22 protein-coding genes are annotated in these 24,552 nt (G+C 69.7%); 12 read left to right on the top strand and 10 right to left on the bottom strand.

Annotated elements, in window-relative coordinates; translation table 11 throughout:
* The first annotated feature begins 21 nt into the window (after positions 1–21).
* Positions 22–1,593 carry a benzoate-CoA ligase family protein gene (locus tag QHF89_RS33505; RefSeq protein WP_136970548.1) on the top strand — a complete coding sequence of 524 codons (1,572 nt, stop codon included), beginning with the start codon at positions 22–24 and terminating at the stop codon, positions 1,591–1,593.
* Between the two features lie 9 nt (positions 1,594–1,602).
* On the opposite strand, the gene QHF89_RS33500 is transcribed toward QHF89_RS33505, so the two are convergent.
* From QHF89_RS33500 to QHF89_RS33490, 3 genes are all read right to left on the bottom strand, one after another.
* The gene (locus QHF89_RS33500) at positions 1,603–2,214 is read right to left on the bottom strand and encodes a TetR/AcrR family transcriptional regulator (RefSeq protein WP_136932751.1); all 612 of its coding nucleotides are present in this window, start codon (positions 2,212–2,214) and stop codon (positions 1,603–1,605) included.
* The gene (locus QHF89_RS33495; protein ID WP_136970547.1) at positions 2,211–3,542 is read right to left on the bottom strand and encodes a cytochrome P450; all 1,332 of its coding nucleotides are present in this window, start codon (positions 3,540–3,542) and stop codon (positions 2,211–2,213) included. Before QHF89_RS33495 ends, QHF89_RS33500 begins: the two co-directional genes overlap by 4 nt.
* A 104-nt stretch (positions 3,543–3,646) precedes the next feature.
* On the bottom strand, positions 3,647–4,624 hold the full coding sequence (locus tag QHF89_RS33490; RefSeq protein ID WP_170229508.1) for a hypothetical protein: 978 nt from the start codon (positions 4,622–4,624) through the stop codon (positions 3,647–3,649).
* 196 nt (positions 4,625–4,820) lie between these two features.
* Here QHF89_RS33490 and QHF89_RS33485 point away from each other — a divergent pair, with 196 nt between their 5' ends.
* A complete protein-coding gene (locus tag QHF89_RS33485; protein ID WP_136970546.1) occupies positions 4,821–5,687 on the top strand; it encodes an AAC(3) family N-acetyltransferase in 867 nt (288 codons plus the stop codon).
* Here QHF89_RS33485 and QHF89_RS33480 read toward each other — a convergent pair.
* Positions 5,663–6,178 carry a GNAT family N-acetyltransferase gene (locus QHF89_RS33480; RefSeq protein WP_136970545.1) on the bottom strand — a complete coding sequence of 172 codons (516 nt, stop codon included), beginning with the start codon at positions 6,176–6,178 and terminating at the stop codon, positions 5,663–5,665. The genes QHF89_RS33485 and QHF89_RS33480 overlap by 25 nt on opposite strands.
* A gap of 28 nt (positions 6,179–6,206) precedes the next feature.
* Entirely contained in the window at positions 6,207–6,581 is a 375-nt protein-coding gene (locus QHF89_RS33475) for a hypothetical protein (protein ID WP_136970544.1), read from the bottom strand.
* A 6-nt stretch (positions 6,582–6,587) separates the two neighbouring features.
* Here QHF89_RS33475 and QHF89_RS33470 point away from each other — a divergent pair, with 6 nt between their 5' ends.
* Together QHF89_RS33470 and QHF89_RS33465 are read left to right on the top strand one after the other, a co-directional pair.
* The gene (locus QHF89_RS33470; RefSeq protein WP_136970543.1) at positions 6,588–7,214 is read left to right on the top strand and encodes a hypothetical protein; all 627 of its coding nucleotides are present in this window, start codon (positions 6,588–6,590) and stop codon (positions 7,212–7,214) included.
* Positions 7,215–7,265: 51 nt separating this feature from the next.
* The gene (locus QHF89_RS33465) at positions 7,266–8,393 is read left to right on the top strand and encodes a WD40/YVTN/BNR-like repeat-containing protein (RefSeq protein ID WP_136970542.1); all 1,128 of its coding nucleotides are present in this window, start codon (positions 7,266–7,268) and stop codon (positions 8,391–8,393) included.
* A 75-nt stretch (positions 8,394–8,468) separates the two neighbouring features.
* Here QHF89_RS33465 and QHF89_RS33460 read toward each other — a convergent pair whose 3' ends face one another.
* Positions 8,469–8,858, bottom strand: coding sequence for a hypothetical protein (locus QHF89_RS33460; protein ID WP_136934749.1), 390 nt, complete (start codon positions 8,856–8,858; stop codon positions 8,469–8,471).
* Positions 8,859–8,974: 116 nt separating this feature from the next.
* Positions 8,975–9,868, bottom strand: coding sequence for an SDR family oxidoreductase (locus QHF89_RS33455; RefSeq protein ID WP_136970541.1), 894 nt, complete (start codon positions 9,866–9,868; stop codon positions 8,975–8,977).
* 83 nt (positions 9,869–9,951) lie between these two features.
* Between QHF89_RS33455 and QHF89_RS33450 the strand changes: the two genes are divergently transcribed.
* Positions 9,952–10,869: a LysR family transcriptional regulator gene (locus QHF89_RS33450; RefSeq protein ID WP_284721240.1), complete on the top strand. Its 918-nt coding sequence runs from the start codon at positions 9,952–9,954 to the stop codon at positions 10,867–10,869.
* A gap of 32 nt (positions 10,870–10,901) precedes the next feature.
* Here the strand turns inward: QHF89_RS33450 and QHF89_RS33445 are convergent, their stop codons facing one another.
* Positions 10,902–12,452 carry a M17 family metallopeptidase gene (locus QHF89_RS33445; protein WP_136970540.1) on the bottom strand — a complete coding sequence of 517 codons (1,551 nt, stop codon included), beginning with the start codon at positions 12,450–12,452 and terminating at the stop codon, positions 10,902–10,904.
* 222 nt (positions 12,453–12,674) lie between these two features.
* On the opposite strand from QHF89_RS33445, the gene QHF89_RS33440 reads away from it, so the two are divergent.
* On the top strand, positions 12,675–14,102 hold the full coding sequence (locus QHF89_RS33440; RefSeq protein WP_136970539.1) for a protein adenylyltransferase SelO family protein: 1,428 nt from the start codon (positions 12,675–12,677) through the stop codon (positions 14,100–14,102).
* Between the two features lie 19 nt (positions 14,103–14,121).
* Here QHF89_RS33440 and QHF89_RS33435 read toward each other — a convergent pair whose 3' ends face one another.
* Positions 14,122–15,231 carry a hypothetical protein gene (locus QHF89_RS33435; protein ID WP_284721239.1) on the bottom strand — a complete coding sequence of 370 codons (1,110 nt, stop codon included), beginning with the start codon at positions 15,229–15,231 and terminating at the stop codon, positions 14,122–14,124.
* Between the two features lie 199 nt (positions 15,232–15,430).
* On the opposite strand from QHF89_RS33435, the gene QHF89_RS33430 reads away from it, so the two are divergent.
* The 5 genes from QHF89_RS33430 to QHF89_RS33410 all read left to right on the top strand — a co-directional run bounded on the left by QHF89_RS33430 (position 15,431) and on the right by QHF89_RS33410 (position 22,779).
* Positions 15,431–16,351 carry a RipA family octameric membrane protein gene (locus tag QHF89_RS33430; protein ID WP_136970536.1) on the top strand — a complete coding sequence of 307 codons (921 nt, stop codon included), beginning with the start codon at positions 15,431–15,433 and terminating at the stop codon, positions 16,349–16,351.
* A 280-nt stretch (positions 16,352–16,631) separates the two neighbouring features.
* A complete protein-coding gene (locus QHF89_RS33425; protein ID WP_136970534.1) occupies positions 16,632–18,206 on the top strand; it encodes a serine/threonine-protein kinase in 1,575 nt (524 codons plus the stop codon).
* Positions 18,207–18,210: 4 nt separating this feature from the next.
* Positions 18,211–19,755: a Kelch repeat-containing protein gene (locus QHF89_RS33420; RefSeq protein WP_136970533.1), complete on the top strand. Its 1,545-nt coding sequence runs from the start codon at positions 18,211–18,213 to the stop codon at positions 19,753–19,755.
* Between the two features lie 2 nt (positions 19,756–19,757).
* Positions 19,758–20,714 (top strand): peptidase associated/transthyretin-like domain-containing protein, encoded by a 957-nt coding sequence (locus QHF89_RS33415; protein ID WP_136970532.1) that lies wholly within the window; start codon positions 19,758–19,760, stop codon positions 20,712–20,714.
* Positions 20,715–20,742: 28 nt separating this feature from the next.
* Entirely contained in the window at positions 20,743–22,779 is a 2,037-nt protein-coding gene (locus QHF89_RS33410; RefSeq protein WP_136970531.1) for an alpha/beta hydrolase family protein, read from the top strand.
* A gap of 80 nt (positions 22,780–22,859) precedes the next feature.
* On the opposite strand, the gene QHF89_RS33405 is transcribed toward QHF89_RS33410, so the two are convergent.
* Entirely contained in the window at positions 22,860–23,414 is a 555-nt protein-coding gene (locus QHF89_RS33405; RefSeq protein WP_136970530.1) for a hypothetical protein, read from the bottom strand.
* 156 nt (positions 23,415–23,570) lie between these two features.
* Between QHF89_RS33405 and QHF89_RS33400 the strand changes: the two genes are divergently transcribed.
* Positions 23,571–24,524 carry a hypothetical protein gene (locus QHF89_RS33400; protein ID WP_136970529.1) on the top strand — a complete coding sequence of 318 codons (954 nt, stop codon included), beginning with the start codon at positions 23,571–23,573 and terminating at the stop codon, positions 24,522–24,524.
* Positions 24,525–24,552: the final 28 nt, after the last annotated feature.

Below are 24,552 nucleotides of genomic sequence, written 5' to 3'. Positions count from 1 at the left end.
CTGTGGTACGCTCCTGCCACGATGTCCGCGCCCTCCCCTGCCCTCTCCTTCCCCCGCGAGTACAACGCCGCCGGCCATTTCATCGATCGGCACCTCGCCGAGGGGCGCGGCGAGAGGATCGCCGTCATCGACCCTGAGGGCGCCGTCACGTATGCGGAGCTCGCCGAGCGCGTGAACCGGGCGGGAAACGCGCTCCGCGGGCTCGGCGTCCGGATGGAGGAGCGGGTCCTTGTTTGCCTGCTCGATGGCCGTGATTTCCCGACCGTCTTCTTCGGAGCGATGAAGATCGGCGCCGTCCCGGTGCCCGTGAACACGCTGCTCCAGCCCGACGATTACGCGTACCTGCTCGAGGACAGCCGCGCCCGCGTGCTCGTTCTTTCATCGCTCCTCTACCCGAAATTCGCGTCGATCCTCGAAAAGGCGCGGTTCGTCGAGCACGTCGTGCTCGTCGGCGACGAAGGCGCGAGCCCCGGGAGGCATGCGCACCTGGGTGAGCTGCTCCGCGCCGCCGCGCCCACGCTCGCAGCCGCGCCGACGACGCCGGACGACGTGGCCTTCTGGTTGTACTCGTCCGGGTCGACCGGCCGGCCGAAAGGCGCGGTGCACCTGCATTCCCACCTGCAGCAGACCGCCGTGCTTTATGGGGAGCGGGTCCTCGGGATCCAGCCGGACGACGTGGTCTTCTCCGCGGCGAAATCGTTTTTCGCGTACGGACTCGGCAACGGGATCACGTTTCCCTTTCACGTCGGCGCCACGGCCGTCTACCAGCCCGCTCGGGCGACGCCCGACACCGTGATGCGCGTGCTCCGCGAAAAACGTCCCACCATCTTCTACGGCGTCCCCACGCTGTACGCCTCGATCCTCGCCGATCCCAAGAACAGCCGCGAGACCGGCTCCGATCGCCTCCGCGTCTGCGTCTCCGCGGGGGAGGCCTTGCCCAAGGAGATCGGCGAGACATGGTTCGAGCGCTTCGGGGCGCACATCCTCGACGGGATCGGCTCCACGGAGATGTTGCACATTTTCATGAGCAATCGGCCCGGTGACGTGCGGTACGGGACCTCGGGCCGCCCTGTCGCTGGTTATGACGTAAAGCTCGTCGACGACGCGGGCGAACCCGTGCCCGACGGCGAGGACGGCTCCTTGTGGGTGCGCGGGCCGTCGAGCTGCGTTTCGTACTGGAACCAGCGGCAAAAGAGCCTCGACACGTTCCACGGCGCCTGGACCCGCACGGGCGACCGGTACGTGCGTGACGCGGAAGGGTATTTTACGTACGCAGGGCGCAGCGACGACATGCTCAAGGTCTCGGGGATCTGGGTCTCGCCCTTCGAGGTCGAGAGCGCCCTCACCGCCCACGAGGCCGTGCTCGAAGCCGCCGTCGTGGGCCACACCGACGAGGCCAAGCTCATCAAGCCGAAGGCCTTCGTCGTGCTGAAGCGGCCGGACGAAGCCTCGCCGGCGCTCGCGGACGCGCTGAAAGATTTCGTGAAGGGGCGGCTCGCGCCCTACAAATACCCGCGCTGGATCGAGTTCGTGCGCGAGCTGCCGAAGACCGCGACGGGGAAGATCCAGCGCTTCAAGCTACGCGAGGGGTGAGAAGACGATTCACGGGGCCGCGCTGCGCCCGCCGCCCTCGGGTCTGGCGCGGATCCCATCGAGGAGCAGCGCCTTGCAATGGGCGAACGCCTCGGGAAAGCTCATCCCGAGCGCGGTGAGGACGTCCGGGCGGAGAATGTTCTGCACATTGTTGAGGACGATGCGCACGACGAAGTCCTCGGGCACGTCGGGCCGGAAGACCCCCGCGTGTTTGCCCGCGGCGAAGAGGGCACGCGTGCGCGTGTGGACGACCTTGCTCCGCCATTGATCGACGCGCGCCCATAACGACGGAGCGTCGCGCTGCAGATCGGTGAGGAGAGGCCCGCGCGCCGCTTCGTAGCCGCCCGCGACGAGGCGCATGAAGCGCTCGAGTTTGTCCTCGAAGCCGAGGGCCGCGTCGTCGAGCACGGCCGCGAGCTCGGCGTCGATCGTGGTGAACGTGGCGTCGATGACGGCTTCGCAGAGCACCTCCTTGCTCGCGAAATGGCGGTAGAGCGTCTTTTTGCTCATGGCGAGCTCGGAGGCGATCTCGTCCATGGTGACGCGGCCGAACCCGTGCGCGTAAAAGAGCCGTCGCGCAACGGCGAGGATGCGGCCGCGCGCCTCCGCCTCGGCCGTCACGCGACGGCCCGCTGCACGGGCCCGAGGTACCGGAGCGGCGCGCCCTCGGACGGACCCAGGGTGACATTGCGGCGCACGACGCGCGGCGGCTCGGCGGAGAGCACCTGGAAGCGGTGCGCCGAAAGCAGCGTCCCGAGCACGATCTTCATTTCGTAAAGCGCGAACGCCGCCCCGAGGCAACGCCGCGCGCCGCCGCCGAAGGGCAGATACTCGAACGGCGTGAATTTGCGCTCCAGGAATCGCTCGGGCCGGAACACGTCGGCGTCGGGATACACGGCGGGGTTGTGATGTACGAGCACGATCGCCGCCATCACGGCGGCCCCGGGCGGGAGCTCGACGCCGCGAAACGTGAACGGCGCGAGGAGCTTGCGCGAGACCATGCCGACCACGGGATGCAGCCGGAGCGCCTCGTCGCAGACGGCCGAGAGATAAGGCAATTTCACGAGCGCCTCGGGCGAGGGGGCCGGGCCGAGCTCGCGGATCTCGGAGAGGAGCCGCTCGCGGATGCGCGAACTCCTGTGGATCCCGTCGAGCGCCCAAGCCATGCCAATGGCCGTGGTCTCGTGGCCAGCGATCAACATGGTGCGCAATTCGTCGTCGATCTCCTCATTGGACATGGGCCTTCCCTCCTCGTCGCGCACGGAGAGCAGGAGGCTCAAGATGTCGTCGCGCACCTCGCCGCTCTTGCGCCGGGCCTCGATCTCCTCGGCGAGGAGGGCGTGGAAACGCTCGGAAAAACGCTGGAATCGCGCCCAGGGCCCAAGGCCGCCGAAGGAGCGGCGCAGGGGCTCGATCATCATGAGCGGCGGCGTGTACGCCTCGATGTAGCCGACGATCACCTCGCGAAAGAGCGCCACGCGCGCCGGATCCCGCACGCCGAAGACGGCCTCGATGATGACTTCGAGCGAAATCTCCTGGGTGAGATCTTGCGCCTTGAACTTCGCGCCCGCCGAGAGCTCGGCCGCCTTGCGGAGCGTGATGGCCGCCATGAGGTCGCCATAGGCGCGCATGCGATCGCCGTGAAAAGGCGGGGTGAGCAGCTTGCGCTCGCGGCGATGGGGCGCGCCGTCGAGCAGGAGCACGGAATGCCGGCCGACCACCGGTTCGAGCGGGAGGACCGCGTACGGGGTGAACAGGGAGGGATCCGCGGTGAAGATCTCCCGGATCCCCTCGGGATCCCCCGTGACGACGACGTCCCCCGGAGGAAGCGGGAGCGTGAACGGGTCACCGTATCGACCGACGGCATCGAGGAAAAAACGCTTCGTGTCCCGAGCGAGCTTGAGCGCCTGGAGCGCAGGGAAGCGGGGACCGGCAGGCAGGGTGTGCATCGTGGCCTCCGTGGGAACCAAGGAAACCGTACCGGTTTCCTCAGTTTCCGACAACGCCAAAAACGTGCTCTCGGTCACGCGCTACCGCAAGGGCTCTGCCTGCGTCAGTGCTCGCTCGTGGCCCCGATCCAGGTCGCGAGCTCGGCCGGTGACAGATCGAGCACGGCGTCTCCGACCCGGTCCGGGCCCTGCTTGCGGAGCAGCTCCACGAGGGACGAGCGCTCGGCCGAGGTCATCGCGCGGCCGAGCCGGCGCTCGACCATGTGCACGAGCGGTCGGAGGCCTTCTTCCCGACCTTCTTCCCGACCTTCCTCGCGGCCTTCCTCGCGGCCTTCCTCGCGGCCTTCCTCGCGGCCTTCCTCGCGGCCCTTGGCGACCATCTCCCGGCCGAACTCGCTCTGATATTCATAATTTCGCATGGCCACCAGCCTCTCGAGCGCCTTGCGCGCGGCCTCGCCCACCGAAAATAGCACGAGATCCGCGTAGAGCGCCTTCCGCTCGTCGTCCTCGACCCCGGTGGTCGCCGCGAGCGCCGCCACGGCCACGTCGAGCGCGACCTCCGTTTGTCCGTGCGCCAGCGCCGAAAGCACGGCCAGCTCGGGCCGCCTCGCCGCCTCCGCGAGGTCCGTCACCACGGGAACCCCCTGCGGGCCGAGCACGAGCGGCACGACGGATCCTCGTCCCGGTCCCAGCTCGATGGGTTTGGCCAGGCGGGACGCGAGCGCCGCGTCGGGGGTCACGACCAACAGGCAAGCCGGGCAGCGGTATCGCGCCCTCGCTCCGGCGACGTAGGCCGGCCAAGCAAACGGTTTGTCGGAGTCCCACTGGAGCTGGACCTCGACGATGATGACGAGCACGGGCCGCTCCTCAAGCAGGAGCACGAGGAGATCAGCCCTCATTTCTCGAGGCACGATGTCCGTCAGATCGGCCGCTTCGATGCGGGCCTCGGTGAAGCGCGGCAGCGGCACGGAGAGCGCCTCGGCGAGCAGCTCCGCAGCCAGCACGGGCCGATTGCGGAACAACTCGACGAGAGCTTCGTGGAGCAACGAGGGCACGAGTGTGCGGTAGGTCGGTTCGTCCACGGGGTCAAGGACAAACTTTTCCCCGGACCGACGCCCCTCTCCCCGTCTGGTTCCGGTTTGCCATTCCTCCTCTGTCATCCATCTCCACGGGAGGGACATGCGGCGAGATCACGTCGGCGCTTCCTCGTCGGCCGCGCGGTCGTTCCTCATGTCCGCCTTTACGGTGTAGGATGCGCCTCCTCCACCGGCTCCAACCATGTCCCCCAAGCCTCCGCCGCTCCACCCCACCGACCTCGCGCGCGACCTGAAGCAGCTCGGCATCCGCGCGGGCGACACGTTGATGATCCACGCTTCGCTCCGCGCCCTCGGGCCGGTCGAAGGCGGCGCGGGCGGCGTCCTCGACGCCCTCGATCACGCCGTCGGCGAGGGCGGAACGTGGATGATGGTGCTCGGCGCGCGGGACGACTGGGCCTGGGTGAACGACCTGCCCGAGGACGAACGCGCCCTGCATCTCGAAGGCGCCGACCCCTTCGACAGCCTGCGCACGCCTGCGGATCCGGACGTCGGGTACCTCGCCGAAGCGCTCCGGCAGCGCCCCGGGACGCTCGTGACGAACCATCCGGAGGGGCGATTCGGCGCCCGCGGCGCGCGGGCCGTCGAGCTCGTCCGGGATCCACCGTGGCACGACTATTTTGGTATCGGCTCGCCACTCGAACGGCTTTGCCAGGTGGGCGGGCGCGTGCTCCGCCTCGGCGCCGACCTCAATACGACCACCGTGCTGCACTGGGCCGAATATCTCGTGGACCTGCCCGAGAAACGCCGGGTACGTCGATACCGTCGGATCACCGGGAACCCGGCGCCGGAGATCCGGTATGTCGATGGCCTCGACGACAGCGACGGGATCGTCGAATGGCCCGGCGAGGATTATTTCGCGCTCATCTTGCAAGGCTACCTGGCCACGGGACGCGCGGCCCAAGGGACCGTGGGCCAGGCGCGGAGCGAGCTCGTCGAAGCCGCGGACCTCGTGGATTTCGGCGTGGCCTGGATGAACGAACGGTTCACGTCGCTCGCGCGCGGAGACGCGGGCCGCCGCGTCATTCACGCGAGCGTGAGGCGCATGTGAACGCGGGAGCTCCAATCGATGCCCGTTTCGTGTTGCGCCTCGGTCACGGCGCGCATCTCCGAGGACCATTCTTCCGGCGGGACGACGACGAACCCGTGGCGCGCGTACCAGGGCATGTTCCACGCGACATCCGATTGCGTGTTCAGCACGAGGGTCCGCTCACCCGCCGCGCGCGCCCGTTCGATGAGATCCCGCAAAAGCGCCGTGCCCACCCCGAGCCGCCCGTGCGAGGGGAGCACGCTCACTTGCCCGAGGCACAGCTCCGCGCCCAAACGCGTGACGAAGAGCCAGCCGACGACCTCGCCGTCCACCTCGGCGACCGTGATGCGACCGGCCGCGACGGCCCGCTGCGCGGCGTCGAGCGGGATGGTCTCCCCATCCAGGAACAACGCGTAGCGGGTCGCTCGATAACGCTCGTCCGCAGCGCGCTCGATCGCCCCGAGCAAGGGAATGTCTTCGACGCGCGCCGAACGCAGGACGAACGAGATCACCGCCGGACCTTATCACGCCTCCCCACACCTACGGTCTTGGTTCCGAGCCTCCACGGCAGGTGCCGCATTCCCTCCAGCCGCGCCACCATTCCTTCCCGTTGGGACAGAGGTACAGCTCGTTGCAGAATTTCACGCGCACGTAGCACTTCGTCAGCGTGCGCTGGTAGACGCAGCCTGGTGGCGGCGTGACCGACGGCTGGGCGTCCTCGCCCGAGGCGGCGCCATGACCCGTCGTGTTCGTATCTTGCGCGGCGGCGGAGAAACCGAGCCCGAGCACGGCGACCAGGGCCGCAACGAGGGCGGACGGCCCCTTCTTGTTCATACGACCTCCGCGCTGGATCTGAGGACCCGAGGCGCGCGTCGCAAGCACGCGCGGGAACTCCGCGCGCCCCGCGGCATCCATGCCCCCATGGTTCGTGTCCTCGCCCGCGCCGCTTCGATGATGCTCTCGGCCCTGGGGCTCGCTTGCAGTCCGACACGCCCGCCCGCGGTGGAGCCTCCGCCAGCGGCCTCCGCGGCGCCCTCCCCGGCCGAAGACCCCGCCCCGCCCGTGACACCACGCGCGCCGGTCTCGACGGCCGGTTGCCCCTTCCGGTGGACGCCTCGCGAGATCGGCGCGAGCGTGCTCCGCCTGCCCGCCGCGTACGCCGGTCGGTTCATGAACCCGCTCTACGACGTGGCCTGCGCCTGCGTGCGCCCGGGGGAACACGTGTACATGGTCGCCCGCATCGTCCCCGAGCGAGGGACGATCGAGGCCGTGACGGCCGATCGCAACGACCCCCCGACGCGCGCCGATCCGAGCATCGACGCCTGTTTCGCCGCCGTGCTCGGGACGACGACGTTCGAGCCGTTCGAGGTCGGCAGCGACGTCGTTTGTCCCGACGATCCGCCGCCCACGAAAGGCCCGCCGTTCTTCCGCCCGCCGCGCCCGGCGAATTGCCCCGCGCGCGGCCAGCAGACCTCGAAAATCATCTACCCGCTCCTCGTAGACCGCCGGGGCGAGGCGCCCGCGTCCGCCCCCGCCGAGGGGTCGTAAAAACTCCACTTTATCGTCGGCCGAGCCCGCGCGGACTGCTAGAAGTCGCGTGTGGCCTCGGTTGCGCGTTTCGTTACGCTGGTGAAGGTCGCCGCGTGGTCGGTGTTCCTCCTCGTCTTCCCGCCGATCGCGTTCGCGAACGGGATGTACGCGGCGACCGTCCTCTTGTCGGTGCTCGGCCTCCTCCTCGATCTGACGGCGTTCGAGAGCCTGCTCCCCGAATCGACGCCGCTGAAGGTACGGCGCGGCGTCGTCGTGAGCCTCGCGCTCCTCCACGTGTCGCTGCTCGCCCTGTCCGTCGTTCGCCTCGTGTCCCCGCGCTATGGCGCGTGGCAACGTATCGCCGGCACCGAGGACTGGAACAATCCCGCGCTCGTACGCGCCGAGCACGGGCCGCTGCTCGCCGTCGGGGGCGGAGACATCTTTTCGCTCGGGAAAGACGGCGCGTTCGTACCGGTCCCCGGCATCGATATCCCGGTACACGTGCTCGGCACGGGAGCGCATCGGGCGTGGTTTGTCGACGTCGAGGGACAATTCGCGTGGGGCTACGACGGGGCCTCCCTCGAAAAAATCCCGCTCGGGTGGGGCGCCGAAACGCGCGTGCCCGACGGCGCCGCGCTCGACGATGCGTTGTTCGTCGCGCATCCCCGCGCGCTCGTACGCGTGGAGCGGAGCGGCCACCAGAGCACGGTGATCGACGGCGTCTCCATCACCGGCGTCGCCACGGATGGAGACCGCGTCGTGGCCGTGGGCGAGCGCGTCTTCGTGAGCGAGGACGGGGGAACACGTTTTCAGGATCGCGGGCCCCTGGAGCTACCGGCCCCCTCGGTCTTCGCGGGCGGAGGCTCCTATTACGTGGTGCAAGGCGGTTTCATGTCGTCGCGGCTCTTCGTGAGCGAAGCGGACGGGCGCCTGGAAGAGCGCGAGGTGCCGATGCGTGACATTCGTGTCCTCGCCGTGGATCCACACGACGGCCGGCGGGTATGGCTCGGGACCTGGGGTGAAGGGATCTGGCGCTCCGAGGACGCGGGGCGAACCTTCCAGAACCTCGCGCTCGAAGGGCTCGAGGTGCAGTCTCTGGTGGTCGATTTCGCGAAGAAGGAGGCCGGCGCCGAGGCGTGGGTCGCAGCGACGAACCTCGCGATCCCGAGCGGCGTGTTCCATTACGGGACACGCTGATCGCATGGGCTCGGGGTCGTGCGACCGTGGAGATAGGGGTGAGGGGCGAGCCTTCGAGAGCTTCGGGGGAAGGGCCTATTGGCAACGTGCCGTCATTCCCTCGTCGACGCATGTTTGGTTCGAGTCCGCGCAGTCGAACGCCACCACGAAGCGGGAAACCCCCTCGGGGCTGATGAGCTTTGGACTGCACATCAGCCGGACCGTGCCGTCGCACGCGCCGTCGAAGGTGTCGTCACATGTGGTTTCCGGCGCGCGCGCGCAGTAGGCCAAGCCCTCCGTGGGTTCGACGCAGACCTCGTTGGGCGCCTCGCAAGGCGTACTGCTCACCTTCCGGTTGACGACCTGGTCCGGTCCTTCCCCGCAGATTTCCAGTACGTTGCCATTGCATTGTTCCTTGAAGCTGCACTCGTTGCCGCACCCGTTCAGCGCCAGGAACATCGCGGCTGCCAGGAAGATCTTCCCCATGGCCCCGAGTGATGGCCCGAGGGGCGCCCGGACACAAGTCCTTTTGCACGCACGGCCATGCCCGCGCCAGGGCGCGCAGCACGCACGCTGGCCGAGGGCGCCCGGGCCGCCGGCGCTCAGCTCCGTGCAGGCACGAGAGCCGCGCGGTGCGCTTCGAGGAACGCGGCGACGGATTGCGGCGCGTGGCCGGTCAAATCCTTCACCACGCTCGTTGCCACCGCGAGCTCGCCTTTCTGCGCGGCGACGTCGAACGAGACGAGCAGCTTGGCCACGCCCGGCGGGAGGCCGTGCTGCACGAGCCCGGCCTCGAGCGCGTCCGGCGGCACGGACACGTGATTCACGGTGCGGCCCGAGAGCTCGCTCGCGATCGCTGCGATCTCTGCGCTCGTCACCGTGGCGGGCCCCGTCACGTCGAGCGTACGCCGTCCCGCGGCGGGCCCGGACAGGGCGGCCGCCGCCGCGCGCGCGCAGTCTTCGCGCGTGACGAGCCCAATCGCGCCTTCGCCGCGCGCATCGACGAGCTGCCCTGAAGCGATCGCCTGCGGAAGCGATTGAAGTAGCAGGTCGGCGTAGAGGTTGTTGCGCAGGATCGTGAAATCGAGGCGGGAGGCCGCGAGGGTCGCCTCGGTCTCGCGATGGTCCCCTGCAATGAGAACGGGCGAACCGACGCGCGGGTTCGTGAGCGACGTGTAGACGACGTGCGTCACGCCAGACGCCTCGAACGCGCGCAGCGCGGCGGCGTGCTGCGCGAGGCGGCGACCGGGACGATCGAGGGCGTCGGTGCTGATGAGCAGCGCGCAGCCCACGCCTCGAAAAGCGTCGGCGAGCCCCTTTTCGTCCTCGAAGTCGGCGCGCCGGACCTCGACCCCCTTCGCGGCGAACTCCTTCAGCGCTTCGGGCGTTCGTGTGGTCGCGACGATCGGCCCCACGCCCTGGGCGAGCAAAAGCTCGAGCACGCGCCGGCCGAGGTGGCCCGAGGCGCCCGTCACGAGAAACGCTTGATTCGACATGCTCTCCTCCTTGAAAGACCACGCGAATCTAAACTCGTGCTAGGTTGGGGACAATCATCATTGTCGAGCGTCTGTGGTGCAAGATGGCAACAATCGATCTGAACCTCGTCCGCGCCTTCATCGCCGTGCACGACACGGGCAGCTTTTCGAACGCCGCCGCGCGGCTCGGGGTGCCTCGCTCGACCGTGAGCCGGGCCGTCGCGGCGCTGGAAGAATCGCTCGGGCTCCTCCTGTTTCACCGGACGACGCGAAAAGTGTCGCCGACCACGGCGAGCGCGGCCCTTTATGATCGCGTGGCGCCTTCGCTCGCGGCGCTCGAGCTCTCCCTCGCGGATCTGCCGGAGCGCGAAAAGGCCCCGTCGGGTCTGCTCCGCGTGACCACGACCGTGGATCTCGGCGCCGCCGTCCTCGCGGAGGCCGTCACGCGGTTCACGACGCGGTATCCGAGCACCCAGGTGGAGGTGCACCTGACCAACAAGCTGGTGGACCTCGCGGCGGAGGGGTTCGACCTCGCGCTGCGGGTTTTCGTCGGGCCTTTGCGAGATTCACCGCTCATCGCAAGGAAAGTCGGCACCATCAACCTCCGGCTTTACGCGTCCCCGGCGTACGTCGCCCGGCGAGGCGCGCCTCGCACGCCGGAGGAGCTCGCGTCGTATGATTGGGTCGGGTTCGTCGGGACATCTCCCGTGTACCTCACGCAGCCGGGATCCCGGACCGCCGTGGATGTGCGCACGCGCGTGGCGAGCGACGACATGTCCTTTCTGCGCGAGGTATTGAAGCAGGGCGCGGGGATCGGGACGCTCCCGTCGTTCGCCGCGGACGCCGACGTCGCCGCAGGCACCCTGATCCGCGTCCTGCCGCAATGGGTGGTCACCACGGGGACGGTCTATTTGATGCATCCGGGCCGCAAGCACGTGCCACGCAAGGTGACCGCCTTTCGCGACCTGCTCGCCGAGATGTTACGGCAGCGCCCTCTCTCCGCGGCGACCGACGAACCGTGAGCGCTCGTTCGGCGAGCTTGCTCGCGTCTCCCCTACTCCGCCGGCTGCCCCAGAAGCGCCGTGAGCATCGCGACGGGGCTCCCGGTCGGCCGCCCGAATTGCCAATCCGGCGGATCCACCACCACGCCCCCGATATCGAGGTGCACGAACGGGATCCGCTCGCCCCGCAGGCCCGACGCGATATCGAGGAACGCAAACGGGAATTGATGCCCGCGCGGCGTGTTCACCGACGCCAATCGGTTCGAGCTGACGACGTCCTCCGCGCTCGATCGCGGCGCCACGAACGAGTAATCCTCCCGCCGCGGCCGCGACTTCTCCACCGGCTCCCCCCACGCCTCGCCCAGCCGATCCAGCAGATCGAGCGTCCCCGCCCGCTGCGCCGGGCCATTGCCGATCGCACCGACGTAGGGCCCGAACGCGCGGTACACGTGGCCCGTGAGCGTCGCGATCGAGAACAACGTCGGCGAAGGCGCGCGCTCCGCGATCGTCTTCGCCTCGGCCAAAAGATCGGCCAGCACGAGCCGCCCCTCCGCGTCCGTGTTCCCGATGCGCACCCGCACGCCCGAACGCGCGCGGATGATCTCGTCGCTCACGAACGACTCGTCGCCCACGCTGTTCCGCACGAGCCCGAGCAACCCCACCACGCGCACCGGCAGCTTGAGCAGCGAAGCCGCCAGCACGAGCCCCGCGACCGCGCCCGCGCCGCCTTTGTCGCGCGACATCCCGGCCATGTGCCCGTCCGTCTTCAGATCCGCGCCCCCCGTGTCGTACGTCACGCCCTTGCCCACGAGCACGAGCGTCCGCGACGCCGGCGCCTCGGGCGTGTACGAGAGCCGCACCACGCACGGCCGGTGACGCTCAACGCCCATCGACGCCCGCGCCACCGCGGCGAGCAGCGGATACCCCGACACGTCGTGCTCCACCTCGACGCGCACGCCCGTGCCGCGAAACGCGATCTCGCAAAGCTCCGCGATCCGGCGCGGCGCCATGCGCTCCGGCTCCGTACCCGCGATGTCGCGGCAGAGCGCGCGTCCGTGATCGATCGCCGAGAGCGACCGCGCCCGCGCCTCGTCGAGGCCCACGATGCCCACGGCTTCGGCCGTGCGCGGCGCCTTGCTCGCCTCCCGCGCCTCGACCGGCGCCCACTGGCTGCCGAGCGCCGCGAGCGCCGCCACCTCCCGCGCGCGGGCAAACCGCGGCCCGGAAGGCGCATGTACCCACACGAGTGGCCGCGTCGCGCCCGCGTCCACCGCGCGGCTCGTCCCTGCGGCCACGGCCTCCGCCACGCTGCGCACGTCGTCCGTGTCCTCGCCGAGCGCGCCCATCGGCACCACCACGAGCCGCCCCCCGGGAAGCGCCGGCGCCGCGATCACCGCCGGAGGCCGCGGGCCTCGATCGAGCGCCGCGTCGGCCTTGAGCGCGCACGCGAGCGCCGCGGACACGGGGCCCGTGAGCGTCGCGCGCGTGCTCATCGGCGAGGGCGCGACGAGGACCAGGGCGTCAAAGGGCAAACCTTCGAGGGAGCTTTGAGCGAGCGCGTCCTCGGGTTGACCGAGGAGCAACGGCGGATCGTAGGAGGACATCAGGGGCCCATCCTAAGGGAAGCCGCCCGGGCGCCGCAACCGAGGGCGTCAAGCTTCGGACGGCACGCTTGTGCTGGCCAGCGGGGCCGAGGTGCTTTAGATGACTCCCGTTTTCCGATTGGGGGTTACGCTCGGACGAGCCGAGCTACGCCCCCAAACCCTCGTTTGCCGATGGGAGCTACGCTCGGACGAGCCGAGCGTAACCCCCAAACCCCCGTGCCCATGCCGATCACCCCCCGCTACCGCCCCGCGCCCCGCATCTCCTTGCTCGGCGACGGCTTCGCCGACGTCGTCACGGCCGCGCGATTCCCGACCCGCACACTTCGCTTCCGCAACCAGCGCTGGGCCAGCCGCCTCGGCCTCGGCGAGCTCGACGCGGAGGAATGGGATCGCCATTTCGGTCGCCTCGAGCCCCTGCCGGAGAACCTGCCCGCGCCGCTCGCCTTGCGCTACCACGGGCATCAGTTCGACGTGTACAACGCGTACCTCGGCGACGGCCGCGGGTTTCTCCTGGCTGAGCTCGAAGATCCCGAGGACGGAAGGCTCCTCGATTTCGGCACGAAGGGCAGCGGGACGACTCCGTATTCGCGCGGCGGGGACGGGCGGCTCACGCTGAAGGGCGGCGTGCGCGAGGTGCTCGCCGCGGAGATGCTCGAAGCGCTCTCCGTGCCCACGTCAAAGGCGTTTTCCTTGTTCGAAACGCACGAGGCCTTGTTCCGAGGCGACGAACCCTCCCCCACCCGCTCGTCCCTCCTCGTCCGCCTCTCGCACAGCCATATCCGCTTCGGCACGTTCCAGCGGCACGCCTACCACCGCGACGTCGCGCGTTTGTCCCAATTGCTCGATTTCTGCATCACCCATTACGTGCCCGAGGCCGCCGGCGGCCCGGATCCGGCGGTCCGGTTCGTCGAGGCCGTGGCGCGGCGCTCGGCCCGGCTCGTCGCCGCGTGGACCGCCGCCGGGTTCGTCCACGGCGTCTTGAACAGCGACAACATGAACATCACGGGCGAGAGCTTCGATTATGGGCCGTATCGCTTCCTGCCCACGCTCGATCCCTCGTTCATCGCGGCCTATTTCGATCACACAGGCCTGTATGCCTTCGGGCAGCAGCCGCGCGCGGTGGCGCTCAACCTGACGCGCCTCGCCGATGCCCTGCGCCTCGTCTCCCCCTCGGCCGCCTTCGCCCCCGCGGTGCGCGCATTCGAACCGGCGCTGCGCGAGGCGCGCGCGGCCGCATTCCTCGCGCGGATGGGCCTCTCGTCCTCGGATCCGGACGTCGACGCGAGCCTCACCGAGGCCATCGAGCTCTTCCTCGAAGACAGCCAGGTCCCCTTCGATCGATTCTTCTTCGACTGGTACGGCGGTGTCCAGAGCGAGGCGCGCGCGCGGGCGAGCGAGGCATCGAGGTTTTACCAAGGTGAACGATTCGACGCGCTGCGGAGCTTGTTCGAGCTCTACACGCCCGCCCGCCCCGATGCGCTCTCGCACCCGTATTTCCAGGGCGATGCCCCGTGCTCGTTGCTCATCGACGAAATTGAATCGCTCTGGCACGCGATCGACGCGCACGAGGACTGGGCGCCGTTCGAGGAGAAGGTGGTGGAGATCCGTCGCATGGGAGAGGCGCTCGGCGCGAAGGCGCCGGCGGGGTGAAATCGGCGCCCGGGACGATTCAGGGCGAAAGCAGGGTGGCGCAGCAGACCGTCGTGGGCCCTGAGGTCTTCACCGCGCCTTCGCCCTTGGGCATTGGACAAGCCTCGGGGCCGAGCTGCGGCGTCGGGGGCTTGACCTCGACCGAGCCGCCCAGGCCGACACCAACGCAGGTATTCGGCAGGATCTTGTTGTCGCCGCTGCACCCGAGCTCGAACGGCGTCGTCAGGAACACCCCATCCACGGGGCAAACCACCTTGCTCGCATCACACGTGCAGCTCGTACACGACCGGCCCTCCGCGAACTGCTCGTACGCCATGAATCGCTCGAACGTCCAGCCCTCGGGACACTCCACCTCGGCGGCTTTCGTAATGCAAATGGAATCGCTATAGAATCCCGCCTGCGGCGTCACGCACGAGCCCCCGCCCGCGCAATCGGAGGCGGCGGACGCGTCGCATAGGTAGACGTTGGTTTGCCAGAGGTGCTTGTACTTGAGGCCGCCACCTTCGCCGGTCGGCTCACACGCGGCCTCCGCGCCCACCTTGGGTTGGGGCAAACCCGTCACCTTGCAGGACGAGCCGAGCGCGCCCCCCGGCAGGCTGGCGCCCCCGGTGCACCCGCTCGGGATGTCCTTGGGCGTGCCGGAGTTGCACCCGGCGCCCGCCCAGCACGAAAGCAAGGCGCCGCTGCACCCGACACCTTCGGACACCGTGCATTCGCAGGCATTGCATTCGCTCGGCGAGGGGTCGGCGTGCAGGACGTCGGGCGGCCCGCCGCTCGGGCACGGCTGAGGGCCCGTCTGGTGATCGGTCGCGCGCCCCAAAAAGGGCCCGATCCAACCATCCCCCGTGGGCACCGGCGGGACACAAACCGACCCGGTCGAACAGAGCACGCCGCCATTGCCGCCCGAACCGCCCGCAGCCCCAGCGCCGCCGCTGCCGCCTGGACCTGGCATCCCGCCCGCGCCCCCGGTGCCACTCGTACCGCCGGTTCCGCCCTCGCCGCCGGTCGACGCGCCGGTATTCGCGGTCGGGGGCTGGTAATCCGTCAGGGCACACGACGCGATACCGATCGCCGCGAACGCACCCATCGTCGCCCCCACGAGCGCGCCGCGCATCGTCCAACCGCTCATCGTTCGTCCTCCTGAAAAATAAGAAAGCCGGCTCGCTCCCGGCACGGATGGCGTCCGGGCCACCTCTCGCGGGCGGCCCGCCTGCCCGGAAACACGATATCCGAACGGCGGACGCCCGTCATCTGCGCTCGCCGCCGCGGCAGCGACGATTCAATGCTGTTCAAACGTGCCATCTCTTGGTTTGATGCGCCGAGCCATCATGCACGACGCATCGCCGGCCGAGGTCCTCGTCGTCGCTGCCCCGAGCCAGGACGGCCGCGCCTCCCGCATCACCGAGCGCCTCGAAGAGCGCGGCCTGCGCGTGAAGCGCTGGCCCGAAGAGGACGACAGCGCCGATCCCGCCCGCTCGTTCGGCCGCGCCGCAAAGTCCGCCGCCGCGATCGTCCTCTTCGTCGATCGCAGCGTCGCCGCTGGCAAGATCGGCGCGCCCGAGGAGCTCCTCCCCGCGCTCGTCAAAGTGATCGACAAGCTCCTGCTCGTCGCCGTCGATCGGCCCGCGCTCGCCCCGTTCGTCGATCTGCGCGCCGACATCCTGCCCGCGCGCGGGGACCTCGCCGAGCTCGACGAGGGTTCGACCGGGGACGTCGAGCGCCACGTCGTGCACGAGATCCTCGCCGAGGTGGATGCGTCGCACGCGCCCGTGCGCACGGACGCCTTCGACGAGTACCGCCTGCTCTTCGACAGCACCGAGCGCGTCGTCGAGCGCAGGCGCGGCACGACGCAGACGTTCCTCACGGTGAACGCGGGCCTCTCGGCGGTCGTCGCCTTCCTGATCAAGGACCTCGCGCTCACGGGCACGCGCCTCGCGTTCGTGACGATCCCGCTCTTCGTGATCGGCATGCTCGCGTGCCACCTCTGGAAGCGCACGATCCTCCAGTACGAAGCCCTCGTCGACTGGCGCTACCGCCAGCTCCGACGCATGGAGCGGAGGCGCTTCGTCGGCAGCTACCGCGTCTTCACGCGCGAGTGGGAGGGGCTCTACGCGCCGCGCGGCAAGAAGCGCTTCGGCTTCTCGGGGCTCGAGGCCACGGTGCCGGCCACCTTCTTCGCGCTCTACGCTCTCGGCCTGGCGTTCGCGCTGGCCTCGCTCGTCGGTCTGCTCGATCGGCTGCGACCTTGAGCGCGCCGGACGCACACCGTCCCCTGCCGCAGGGGCGGAATTTCAGCGCCTTCACGGGCCCTTGGGAGAGTCCGTAGAGCCGGACCTCGGCGAGGGTTGTGGAGAGTCCGGCGGGAGCGGTATAGTTCGGCTGGATCCGCGTGCCCGGCTCGGGCGTACCCTTCGCTTCCTCATGCCGCCTTCGTCTCAACACCCGCCCGCGTCCGCTCGACCGCCGAGCAGCGCCGCGATCACGGGCGCAGCGGAGAACCCCGATCCCTCGGAGGCGGAGGCGCGAGCCATGGCCGACACGCAGGACGCGCCCCGCTCCGGAATGCCGCGCTCCACGCCGCCGCGCTCCACGCCGTTCGAGGCCTCGCCCGCCGCGAGTTACCTCGCCGGGGACGTGATCGCCGGCAAGTATCGGCTCTCGAAGGTCCTCGGCGAGGGCGGCATGGGCGCGGTGTGGCTCGCGAAAAACCTCACGCTCGACATCGACGTCGCCGTCAAGCTCATCCGCCGCGACTTCGCCACGGCCGAGGCGTCGCAGCGCCTCCTGCAAGAAGCGCGGGCCGCGGCGCGCATCGGGCATCCCTCGATCGTGCGCGTGTTCGACTTCGGCACGACGGAGCAGAAGGACCCCTTCATCGTGATGGAGGTCCTGCACGGCGAGTCGCTCGGGCAGACGATCTCGCGCCGTCGCAGGCTCTCGCCCGCGGCCGCCGTGCGCACGCTCCTGCCCGTCGCGAGCGCGCTCGCGGCCGCGCACGCGAAGGGCATCGTCCATCGGGATCTCAAGCCCGACAACGTCCTGCTCGTGACCGACGATCGCGGCGCTGTCGTGCCCAAGATCGTCGACTTCGGCATCGCGAAGCTGCACCACGAGGAGGTCGTGCGCACGACGACGCAGGCGGGCGTGATCCTCGGCAGCCCGCACTACATGTCGCCCGAGCAAGCGTGTGGTCGCAGCGACGTCGATCATCGCACCGACATCTGGGCGTTCTGCGTGATGCTCTACGAGGTCACGACAGGCCTCAGGCCCTTCGACGGCGGGAACTACAACGCGCTGCTCAGCGCGATCTTGCTGCGCGATCCGGAGCCCTGGTCCGTGCACGAGATCGACGACGAGGAGCTCTGGTCGATCGTGCAACGAGGCCTCCTGAAAGAGGCCGACGATCGCTGGCAGTCGATGCGCGAACTCGGCGCCGCGCTCGCCGCGTGGGCGCAGAGCCACGGCGTGGAGACCGACGCCGCGGGCAACTCGCTCCGCGCCCACTGGCTCGAACCCGAGGAGCATCGGCCGCTCTCCGATAGGCCGCCGATGTCCGCCCTGCAGCCCTCGTCGCCGCGGCCGCGCATGATCTCCGAGCGCGAGATCGCTCCGCTGCGCATGCCGTCGGACGTCGACGGCGAGGCAGTCGATCCTGCGACGCAGAGCGCGGAGGGCGACGCCGAGACGAGTGGCCCCATCCGCCCCCCTTCGAGCGTCCCCTCGCCGACGACGAGCACGCGCCCGCCCGAGCGACGCTCGCCTGCGCTCTGGATCGGGCCGATCGCGCTCGCGGTCGGCGCGGCCTCGGCGGGCGCGTGGATCTACCTGCAGGGAGATACGTCCACGCAGACCGATGCGAGCGCGCGCGCGCCCGCGGCCCTGACCGCGCCGCTGCCGAGCGAGATCAACACGAAGGCCGCGAGCCTCCCCGCGACGCCCTCCGCGGCGCCGCCCCCGAGCGCCGCGCCTGCATCGAGCGCCAGCAGCGACGCCTCCGCGCAGCCGGTCGCGCCGGGCACGAACGCGCCGAACGTCACGAAGCCCCTCGGCGGCAAAAAGGGGCCGGGTCCGAACATGCCTGTCCCCACTGAACCCAACTTCTGAGCTCATGAACGCTCGTGGCACGCCGCTCACGCTCCTCCTCCTTCCCCTGCTGATCACGCCCGTCGCGTGCTCGCTGCTCGCCGAGTCGGAGCTCGCGGGCAAACCCCTCGAAAACGTCGGCGGGGCCGCGGCCACGGGCACGGGCGGCAGCGGGAACGACGGGGGCGGCGGCGCTCCGCCGTGCAACAACGCGTGCAGCGCGAGCGAGGCGTGTTGCGCCGAAGCGTGCGTCGATGTCACGACGAACGTCGAGCACTGCGGAGGCTGCGGGCAGGCTTGCGCGGCCGGTGAGCGCTGCTGCGGCGACGCGGGCTGCGCGGCGTGCTGCGAGACGGCGGACTGCCCCGCGGATCACGAGTGCCTCGGCAACACGTGTGTCCTCCAGTGTGGCGGGGAGACGCAGGCCTGCGGCGAGGTCTGCGCGATCCTGGATTCGAACCCGCAGCACTGCGGCACGTGTTTCAAGGACTGCCTCGCGGGGCACGCGTGTGCGAGCGGAGTCTGTCAGCCCGGCTGGGTGGAGATGACCCCCATGAACGCGCCCACGCCGCGGCAACGTGCTGCGGCCGCGTGGGCGGGCACGAAGCTCTTCGTGTGGGGCGGCCAGAACGCGCAGGGCGCGCTCGGCGACGGCGCGCTCTACGATCCCAAGACCGACACGTGGACGGCCGTCAGCGCCATGGGCGCGCCCGAGCCGCGCGTCGACGCCGTCGCGGTGTGGACCGGCGAGCGTGTCCTCGTCTGGGGCGGCGGCCCCGCGAACGGCTCCACCGCGCTGAACACCGGCAAGCTCTACGATCTCACGACCGACACGTGGAGCGACGTCGGCATCGCGCCCATCGGCCGGCGCACGCCCGTCGCGTTCTCCACGGGCAGCCGCGTGCTCATCTGGGGCGGCAGCAGCGGCGGCTCGCCCATCGCGGGCGGCGCGCTCTACGACCCCGCCATGAACAAGTGGAGCTCGATGAGCACCGCCAGCGCGCCGAACGCCCGCACGAACACCGGGTGGGTCTGGTCCGGCACGGAGATGCTCCTCTTCGGCGGCCGCCCCTTCGCCGCCGGCGCGTCGAACGAGGGTTTTGGCTACGATCCCGTAATGAACAAGTGGCGCAGCCTTTCCACCCTGAACGCGCCCACCGCGCGGTATGATGCGTTCACCGTGTGGATGAACGGCACGATGCTCGTGCACGGCGGGCGCGACGTGGCCGGCGCCGCCTTCGAAGACGCTGCGATCTACGACCCGATGAGCAACGTCTGGAGTTCCACGACCACGAACGGAAAGCGCTCCGCGCCGATGGGCCGGACCGGCGTCGCGGGCTACGCCGGCACGCGCGCCGTCCTCGCCGGCGGCCTCGACACGACGCAGAAGATCGCGCTCGACGGAGCCGCGTACGACGTCACGAACGCGTCGTGGAGCGCGATCCCGCCCTGGCCCTCGATGGCCGATCACGAGTACGGCGTCGCCGTCTGGACCGGCGAGGAGATCCTCCTCTGGAGCGGGCTCGACAACGGCACCTTGATCTCCGCGGGGGAGCGCTACCGTCCTTGACCGTGATCCCGAGGCGTATCGTCTCCTCCCTCGTCCTCGTTGCGATGCTCTGGAGCCATGGGCTCGCGCATGCGCAGAGCCCTGCGGACGTTGCCCTCGCGCGTGAGCTCTTCCGCGACGGCGCCAAACTCGCCCAGGAGGGCCGCTGGGCCGAGGCGCGCGAGCGATACATGCGCTCGCTCGCCCTTCGGCGCGCGCCGCTCACCCTCTACAGCCTCGGCGTCGCAAACCGCGAGATCGGCCGCTTCGTCGACGCCCTCGAGAGCTTCCGCGCCTTCCTCGTCGAGGCGGATCTGCAGAACGCGGCCAACAAGCCGTACGAGCAGCCGGCGCGTGACGCCATCGCCGCGCTCGAGCTGCGCGTCGGCCGGCTCGACATCCACATCGCCCCCGCCGCGCCGCCCGCGCTCAGCATGCGCGTCGACGGCGCCGAGGTCCCGCAGGCGGCGCTCGGCTTGCCGCGCATCGTCGATCCGGGCGAGCACACGATCGTCGTGCGCGCGCAGGGCTACCGCGAGGCCACGACGCGCGCCAAGGTCGGCGAGGGCGAACAGAAGGCGATCACGGTGACGCTCGTGCCGCTCGGCCCGAAGGGACCCGGCCCCGGCCCCTTGAAGCCGCCCGGCGGTGGCACGCCGCCGCTCCCGCCCGAGCAGCCCATCGTGCCGATCTTCCTCCTCGCCGGCGGCGCGGTCGCCCTCGCGTCGGGCCTCACGGTCGGATTGATTGGTGTTCAAAAGGCCTCCGATGCCCCCGTGCAGGACGGGCCCGAGGCCGCGCAGGCGCGCAGGTTCGCGCTCGCGGGGGACATCGTCGGCAGCGCCGGCGTCCTCGCCGCGGGTGCGGGGCTCGCGATGCTGCTCCTCGGCAAGCCGCCCGACCCGCCTACCGATCCCTCCGAGGTCTCGGTGCGGCCGTTCGTCTCGCCGACCGGGCTCGGCCTCGTCGGCCGTTTCTGATCGCGCCGCGTCTGGTAGCATCGCGCGCATGCGCCTTCCGCGACTCGCCCTCCTCGTCGCCACGGGCCTCGCCTCCTGCGCCTCGCCGGAGCCGCCGAAGCCCGTGCCGGTCCCCCCGGCTGCCCTCGTCCCTCCCACGTTCGGCCCTTTGCCGGAGACGACGCCCGCGCCTCCTGCCGAGGCCGCTCCCTCTTCGGGCATCACGCTCGAACAGCTCCTCGACGTGCACCGCGCGACGGCTCCCCGCGCGCTCGGCCGCGAGAAATTCCTGTTCCTCTCGGATGCCCCGGGCACGATGCAGATCTTCTCGGCCTCGCTCGACGCGGCCCCCACGGCCGAGCCGCAGGCCCCGGTGCAGCTCACCAAGTTCCCGGACCGCGTCTCGGATTTGCGCGTCGCGCCCGGCGGCGCGGGCGCCGTGTTCCTCAAGGACAAGGGCGGCGACGAGAACGATCAGATCCACTGGCTCGACCTCGCGGCCGGCGACAAGCCCGAGGCCACGCAGGCGCTCACGGACGCGCCCAAGGTCAAGCACACGCTCCCCGTCTTCGACGACGCCGGCAAGCGCTTCGCGTTCACCTCGAACGCGCGCAACGGCAAGGACATGGACCTCTACGTCGAGGCGCTGCCCGCGAAAAAAGACAACTTCGGCAAGAAGCCCATCGCCGAGCTCTCGGGCAGCCACGCCGTCGCTGATTTCGACGGCGATCGTGTCGTCGTCGTCGAGGTCCGCTCCGGCTTCGATCAAGACCTCTGGCTCGTCGACGCGAAGACCGGCACGAAAAAGCTCCTCACGAAGCACAAGGGTGACGAGCGCTGGGGCGCCCCGCGCTTCACGCGCGACGGCAAGTCCTTGCTCGTGCTCACCGATCGCGGCCGTGAGTTCCTCTCGCTCGTGGCGCTCGACATCACCAGCGGCAAGATCACCCCGATCTTCGAACCCGATCACGACGTGCAGGACGTCACCGTCCCCGCGTACACGAGCCCCAAGGCCGAGGCATCCCAGCCCGAGGACATCGTCGCGCTCACGGTGAACGTCGGCGGCGTGGAGGAGGTGCACGTCGTCACGCTCGACGCGAAGCGGAAGATCGTGGCGAAGAAGAAGGCCGACCTCGGCGGCGTGGTGACGAGCGTGAACCTCGCCCCGACCGGCGACGCGGCCTTCGTCGGCCTCGAGCGCCCGAACCTCCCGACCGAGGTCTATCGCGTCGACGTCGCGACGGCCGCGGTCACGCGCGCGACGAAGAGCCACCACGCGGGCATCGACACCTCGAAGCTCGTCTCGCCGGAGCTCCTCACGATGAAGACCTCCGACGGCCGCGCCGTCTCGTTTTTTTATTACCAGACGACGCCCGCGGCCGGCGAGAAACGGCCCGTCGTGATCTCCGTGCACGGCGGCCCCGAGGGACAGGCCCAGCCCACCTTCAGCCCGCTCGTGCAATCACTCGCGCTCGCCGGGTATGCGGTGGCGACCCCGAACGTGCGCGGCTCGACGGGCTACGGCAAATCGTTCTCCCACCTCGACGACAAGGAGAAACGCGAGGACTCGGTCCGGGATCTCTCCGAGGTCGGCAAGTTCATCGCGGCCCGCCCCGACGTCGATCCCACGCGGATCGCGCTCATGGGCGGCAGCTATGGCGGATACATGGTCCTCGCCGGGCTCACGCTCTACCCCGATCAATGGGCGGCCGGCGTCGACATCGTGGGCATCGCCAATTTCCGCACCTTCCTCGAACAAACCGCGCCTTATCGCCGGGCCCTGCGCGAAGCCGAATACGGCTCGCTGGCGAAGGACGGCGCCTTCCTTGACCGCGTGAGCCCCATCCACAAGGTCGACCGCATCAAGGCCCCGCTCATGGTCGTGCACGGCACCCGGGATCCCCGCGTCCCCATCGGCGAGGCACGCCAGATCGCCGAGGCCGTCAAGAAGCGCAACTTGCCCGTCGAGCTCATGACCTTCGAGGACGAGGGCCACGGCATCGCCAAGCGCAAGAACCGACTCGTCGCGTTCCCCGCGATGATCCAGTTCCTCGACAAACACGTGAAGGCGAAGGCCGCTCCCTGATACCCCCAAAAAACGCGGCGCCCGGGCCGAGAGGCCACGCGCGCCGCGTTTCTCTTTCGAATCGGGGGACGAGCGCCCGTTCAGGGCAGGAACCGCGAGAGGAAGCTCCACTTCGTCGACTGTCCCGACTTCATCGCCAGAATCGCTGTGATACCAATCACGCCTGCCGTGCACGCCAGGTTGATCGGTCCCATCACGTTCAACAACCGCATGAACCCCCTTGCCTCCTCGGGCGTCTGGGCCGACGGCTCGCTCCCCGATTGCACGGGCACGGCGCCTTCCGGGGCCTGCTTGCCGAGCTCTTGACCGCTCAGGATGTTCGCCGCGCCCGTGAGGACGGCGGCGCCGAGCAGGATGTCCTTCGCGAGGACGAGCCCGCGTGTCTCCTCGTCGATCGAGCGCCCCGAGATCGCCGCGCGGCCGATGAACCAGGTCAGCGCCGCGACGCCCAGGCTCGCCGCGGTCACCACGTTGTAGTTGCTCCATGCGTCGTGGAGGACCTGTCCTCGCTCCTGCTCGGAGCCGATGTCCTGGACCGCGCGCGAAAGCGCGAGCTTGCCGAAGAGCGGTCCACCGAAGCCGGCGGCGAGGCCGAGATCATGCAGCACCCAGGCGGACGTCGAGAGCACGGCCATGGTCATTCTCCCTTCCTGACGAATGCGATCGGCCCCCCGGGGGAGACCGTCTTTGCTCACCGCTTCCATGTCTGCACGCGCGATGCCGCGAAAGGCCGCCCCCGCCCGCGCGCCCATCGTTGAAATCCCTCGCCCGACCCCTGTAGAACATCCCACGTGAACCGGATCGATCCCTCCGACAAGACCCTCGTCGAGCAGCTCCGCGCCCTCGCCGGCGTCTCGGCCGACACGAACACGTTCGACATCGTCAGGGAGGACGGCCGGACCATCCACGTCCGCTTCAGCCCCGGCTCGACCGACTCCCTCGACGTGAAGACCGCCATTCTGGAGCACGGCTCGCCGCCGCGCGCCGTCCCGGCGGGGTATCGCAATGGCCGCCGTGAAGGACCGCTGCTCGTCCCGAGGCCCATGCGCCTCCTGCTCCGCAAAGAGACCGCGTCGAATCGTGAGGGCAAAAAGAGCGGCGTGGATCACGAGATCCAGACCGGCGACCCCTCCTTCGACGACGAGGTCTTCATTGATACGTTGATCAACGATGATCTCGTCCGCGCCATCCTCGCCTCGCCCGACACCCGCGCCGCGATCCTCTCGCTCCTCCGCGACAAATGCCACACGGTCCGCATCGACGAAACGAGCGCCGGCGAGATCTCGCTCGATCTCGTCGAGTTCACCCAGCCCGCGCCCGATCAGGCGCGCGGCGCGCGTATCGTCGACGCCCTCGTCCGCCTCGCCGCGTCCTTGCCTCCCCTCCGGGCGAGCGGCGAGGCGCCCCCGATGGATCACCAGGCCGCGGCGTCCACGGCCGGCTGCGCCCTTGGCTTCGTCGGCCTCATCGTGACCCCGTTGGTCATGTTCGGCCTCGCGCCGAGCCACTGTGTCGAATCGGACGGGGAAGGATCGAGCCTCGTGTGCAGCGCGGGCCCGGAGTGTTGCGAGCCGCTCTGGATAGGTTTTTTCGCGGGGATCTTCCTGAGCCTGCCGATGATGCTCCTTCTCCACCGAATGGTGCGGGGGAAGCCGAACTCCTCGACAAACCGGTTCATCTTGCAATGCGCCACCCTCGTCGTGTTCGCCGAGCTCGGGATCATCGTCGCGCGCCTATGGCGTTAGGCTCGGCGACGCGCTACCCGGAGGAATC

The organism is Polyangium sorediatum, assembly GCF_029946465.1.
GTDB classification, from domain to species: domain Bacteria; phylum Myxococcota_A; class Polyangia; order Polyangiales; family Polyangiaceae; genus Polyangium; species Polyangium fumosum.
This window is presented reverse-complemented; position numbering and strand designations above follow the sequence as displayed.